This is a genomic window from Sutterella seckii (genome assembly GCF_009183815.1).
Taxonomy (GTDB): domain Bacteria; phylum Pseudomonadota; class Gammaproteobacteria; order Burkholderiales; family Burkholderiaceae_F; genus Sutterella; species Sutterella seckii.
The window spans coordinates 1-3562 of sequence record NZ_WEHX01000146.1 but is presented as its reverse complement, the minus strand read 5'-3'; the positions used below and the strand labels follow the sequence as shown (position 1 = coordinate 3562).

The 3562-nt window shown below is 59.2% G+C and carries 5 protein-coding genes; all 5 read right to left on the bottom strand.

All coding sequences use genetic code 11. The features are described from left to right. Positions 1-150: (Fe-S)-binding protein (locus GBM95_RS11325; protein WP_319643770.1), on the bottom strand; the 150-nt coding region annotated here is incomplete at its 3' end. 18 nt (positions 151-168) lie between these two features. Beyond that, positions 169-921, bottom strand: a complete 753-nt coding sequence (locus tag GBM95_RS11320; RefSeq protein ID WP_152159193.1) for a ferredoxin--NADP reductase — start codon at positions 919-921, stop codon at positions 169-171. Positions 922-1081: 160 nt separating this feature from the next. Beyond that, the gene (gene fdxA, locus GBM95_RS11315; RefSeq protein WP_139687695.1) at positions 1082-1405 is read right to left on the bottom strand and encodes a ferredoxin FdxA; all 324 of its coding nucleotides are present in this window, start codon (positions 1403-1405) and stop codon (positions 1082-1084) included. 264 nt (positions 1406-1669) lie between these two features. Then, positions 1670-2602: a LysR family transcriptional regulator gene (locus GBM95_RS11310; protein ID WP_152159192.1), complete on the bottom strand. Its 933-nt coding sequence runs from the start codon at positions 2600-2602 to the stop codon at positions 1670-1672. A gap of 317 nt (positions 2603-2919) precedes the next feature. After that, positions 2920-3537 (bottom strand): L(+)-tartrate dehydratase subunit beta, encoded by a 618-nt coding sequence (gene ttdB, locus GBM95_RS11305; RefSeq protein ID WP_152159191.1) that lies wholly within the window; start codon positions 3535-3537, stop codon positions 2920-2922. Positions 3538-3562 lie beyond the last annotated feature (25 nt).

Genomic DNA, 3562 nt, shown 5'->3' with positions numbered 1-3562 from the left:
CCCGCCCGGCGCAGCGGTTGATGGCGCGAGCCCCTCGGCAATGGCCTGCGCGTAGGCGGCGCACCCCTCGAACCCGCACTGACGGCATTCCGTCTGCGGGAGAAGATCGTCAATGGTCTCAGCGCTCGGGCGAAGCGGAGGAAGCTGCATTCTCCAATTCCTCTCCGGTTACCAGAAGTTCTCGACGACGAGCTGACCGGGCTTGCCGAAGCGCGGGGACACGATGCCGCGGGCTTTAAGCGTCGCACGGGCGTCGGCAATGAAGTTGGGGTTGCCGCAGAGCATGAGGCGGGATTTTTCGGGCGTGATTTCACGGCCGGCTGCTTTTTCAAGCTCGCCCGACTTGAGGAGTTCCGGGATTCTGCCCGTGAGGTCGCCCTGGCGTGCAGGATCCTCTTCGCGCGTCGTCGTCACGATGAGCTTCGGCCGGCGGTCGGCGGGAAGCGAAAGAACGAGCTCGCGGGCGAGAGCCGCCTCCTCGATCTTTCTCACCGACTCAACGAGCACGATGTCCTTCCAGGCATCCCAGACGGCGCTCGAGCGCACAATCGACGCAAAAGGCGAGAGACCGGAACCCGTGGCGAGAAGCCAGAGCGTGTCGCCTCCTGGAATGCGGGACGGCGTGAGCGCTCCTTCGGCGTCGCCGTCAAGGAGCACCGAGTCGCCGGGATTGAGCGCGCAGATGCGGGGCGAGAGCGCGCCGCCCTTCACTTCGGTAATGAAGAATTCAAGGACCGGGCTTTCGGGCGAGGAAGCAATCGAATAGCCGCGGATTACGGGATCCGCGCCTTCCGTTTCAGCGGGAAGTCCGAGGCGGGCAAACTGACCGGGCTTGAAGCTGAAGCCCTCGGGGCGCTCAAACTGAAGCACGTGGAGCGTGAGGGCGGCAAGACGCCGCGAAATAAGCTTGATTTTCTGCATGATCAATGCGAATGGGAGACCAAGGAGGCGCAGAGCAGAAGCGCGCACTCCGTGCCAAAAGACAGGATGCAGAGGATTCTAAAAAGAATGGCCCGCGAACGGGCGGGCCATTTTGAGCGAATCGCGACAGAATCTTTCTACCGGCGAGGGAGCGCAGATATCAGCGCTTCAGGAAGCGGATCTTGTTCTTCACGCCGCGCCACTGATCCGCATCATCGGGATAGGGCTTGCGGTGCGTGATGGAAGGCCATTCGCGGGCGAGCTCAGCGTTGAGTTCGATGAATTCCTTTTGATCCTCGGGCACGTCCTCTTCGGCGTAAATCGCCGCTTCCGGGCATTCCGGAATGCAGACGGCGCAGTCGATGCACTCATCGGGATCGATCACAAGAAAATTCGGACCTTCCCGGAAGCAATCCACCGGGCAGACGTCCACGCAGTCGGTACGCTTGCAGCCGATGCAGGCTTCGCAGACAACATGAGGCATGGTTCTTCAATCTCCAAAAGGATGGGGTCGGAGGATGCGCCGTCGGGTTGAGGGCTCTAGCGCGCTTCTTAGAGTGGCGCTCCTCTGAAATTTCGAAGGCGTGAGTCTAGCGCTTTTCAGAGCGTCAAAACCTTAAGGTGCGTTCGATAAATTCGGAATGCCTCTAAAAACAGGTGATTCCGCCGGGATTGCTTTCAAAAACAGGGATGCCTCTCCCGAAGGCGGGCGGACCGCCGCGAGCGTTCGAGGTTCTCCAGAAGACCATCAGCCGCGCTGAAACTTCGCGCCTGCCACGTCAAGCATCACCTGAATAAGTTCCCGGGCAGCCTTCGAGAGGTAGCGGTCGCTGCGGTAGGCGGCCGCTACCGTGCGGGGCGGAACATCGGGCACAATGGAGAAGCAGCGGATGGGTTCCGCGGTGGCAGCGCGCCTGGCAAGCGTTTCGGTGGTGAGCGTGACTCCGAGGCCCGCACTCGCGAGTGCCAGAGCCGCGATCATGGATTCGCTTTCGAGCACCACACGGGGCGATGCGCCGGTTCGATCGCAGAGATCATGGTAAAGGCGGTTCATCATCTGTCCCTTTTTGATGACGATGAAGTTTTCTCGGTCAAGCTCGCGGAAGTCAAGCGGCGGGTACTCTTCGCCAGTAATGTTCGGAAAGCGCTGGGCGACGGGATGATTGATGCTCATGGCGACGAGGATCTTCTCCTGGTAGAGCTCTGTCACCTCAAGCGACTGCGGGTGGTAGAGCGGAGAGATCACGAGCGAGAAGTCGGTGGTTCCTTCCATGGCGAGCTCCTCGAGCTCTTTCGTGCGCCCTTCGGTGATTTCAATCTCAATGCTGGGAAAGCGGCTGCGGAAGACGGGCAGAACCTCGGTTAGAAAGAAGGTTTCACGGTAGTCGGAGGCGCCGATGGTGACGTGCCCGCGCACGCCCGCCTTGATGTCGTCGATCTGCTTGACGCAGGTCTCGCGCATCTGATCGATCTGGCGCTCGGTGCGAAGAAACAGTTCTCCCGCTGGGGTGAGCTTGAGGGGTTTGACCTGACGGTCCACGAGTTCGGTTCCGATCTCCGTCTCAAGACGCAGCAGAAATTGCGAGAGCGAGGGCTGCGAAATGTCGAGAAACTGAGCAGCTTTGGAAAAGGTCCCTTCGGAGAGAAGAGCGGAAAGATATCTGCAGGTGTTGCTCGGCATTTTTGGGGTCCTTTTTTTATTGTTTCCGGAAATTTCCCGGGAATTCTGTTGCATGGCCGGTGGTTGACTGAGTTTTACGACGGCGTATGTAAAAAACTATATATATCAATAAAATATATTAAAAATCCCGGCACACTTCAGGGAAGCGGCCGGGGAGGGGAGAGCGGGAAGCCCGTTTTGGTCCGGGTTTCCCTGCCACGGATTTCTTAATCAAGCGCCGTCGAAGCGGAGCTTTACGTCCAGGTGTGGTTGGATCTTTCCTGGAACGCGACAGCATGACGACGGCTCCCCGGAACGATGCGCGGGTGAGGCGATAATCACTTCTGGTAGTCGACCACTTTTGAAATGCGCTCAACGATCGGGCCCTTGCGCTCGTTGAATACTGCCTTGTTCTTTTCGAAGAGGTTGTTGCCGTGCGTATCGATCGAGCAGATGAGGGGACCGAAGTGCTTCACGCGCATGACCCACATGGATTCGGGCATGCCGAGTTCGGGCCACTGGACGTCTTCGACTTCTTCGATGCATTCCGCGGCAACCACGGCGCAGCCGCCCGGGAAGACGCAGTGAATGGCCTTAGATTCCTTGCAGCCCGCGGTCGTGTTGGGACCCATGCCGCCCTTGCCGACGATCAACTTCACGCCGGTTTCGGCGAGGAATTCCTTTTCGAAGATTTCCATGCGCATCGAGGTCGTGGGGCCGATCGAGACGACCTTCCAGCCGCTCTTTGCTTCCTTGGTCGGAACCATGATCGGACCGGCGTGGAAGATGGCCTTGCCCTTCAGATCCACGGGGAGCTTGCGGCCGAGCTTCACGAGGCGATGATGCGCCTGGTCGCGGGCGGTGATGAGATAGCCGTCGAGATAGAGGATGTCGCCGATCTTGATGTCTTCGAGGTCTTCATCCTTGATCGGGGTGGTCAGCGTCTTGGTGCTCACAGCGTCACTCCCTTGTGCGAAAGAA

Bases quoted from the DNA above. Each gene is read 5' to 3' on its own strand.
- GBM95_RS11320 (WP_152159193.1), bottom strand. From the start codon at position 921: ATGCAGAAAATCAAGCTTATTTCGCGGCGTCTTGCCGCCCTCACGCTC.
- fdxA (WP_139687695.1), bottom strand. From the start codon at position 1,405: ATGCCTCATGTTGTCTGCGAAGCCTGCATCGGCTGCAAGCGTACCGAC.
- GBM95_RS11310 (WP_152159192.1), bottom strand. From the start codon at position 2,602: ATGCCGAGCAACACCTGCAGATATCTTTCCGCTCTTCTCTCCGAAGGG.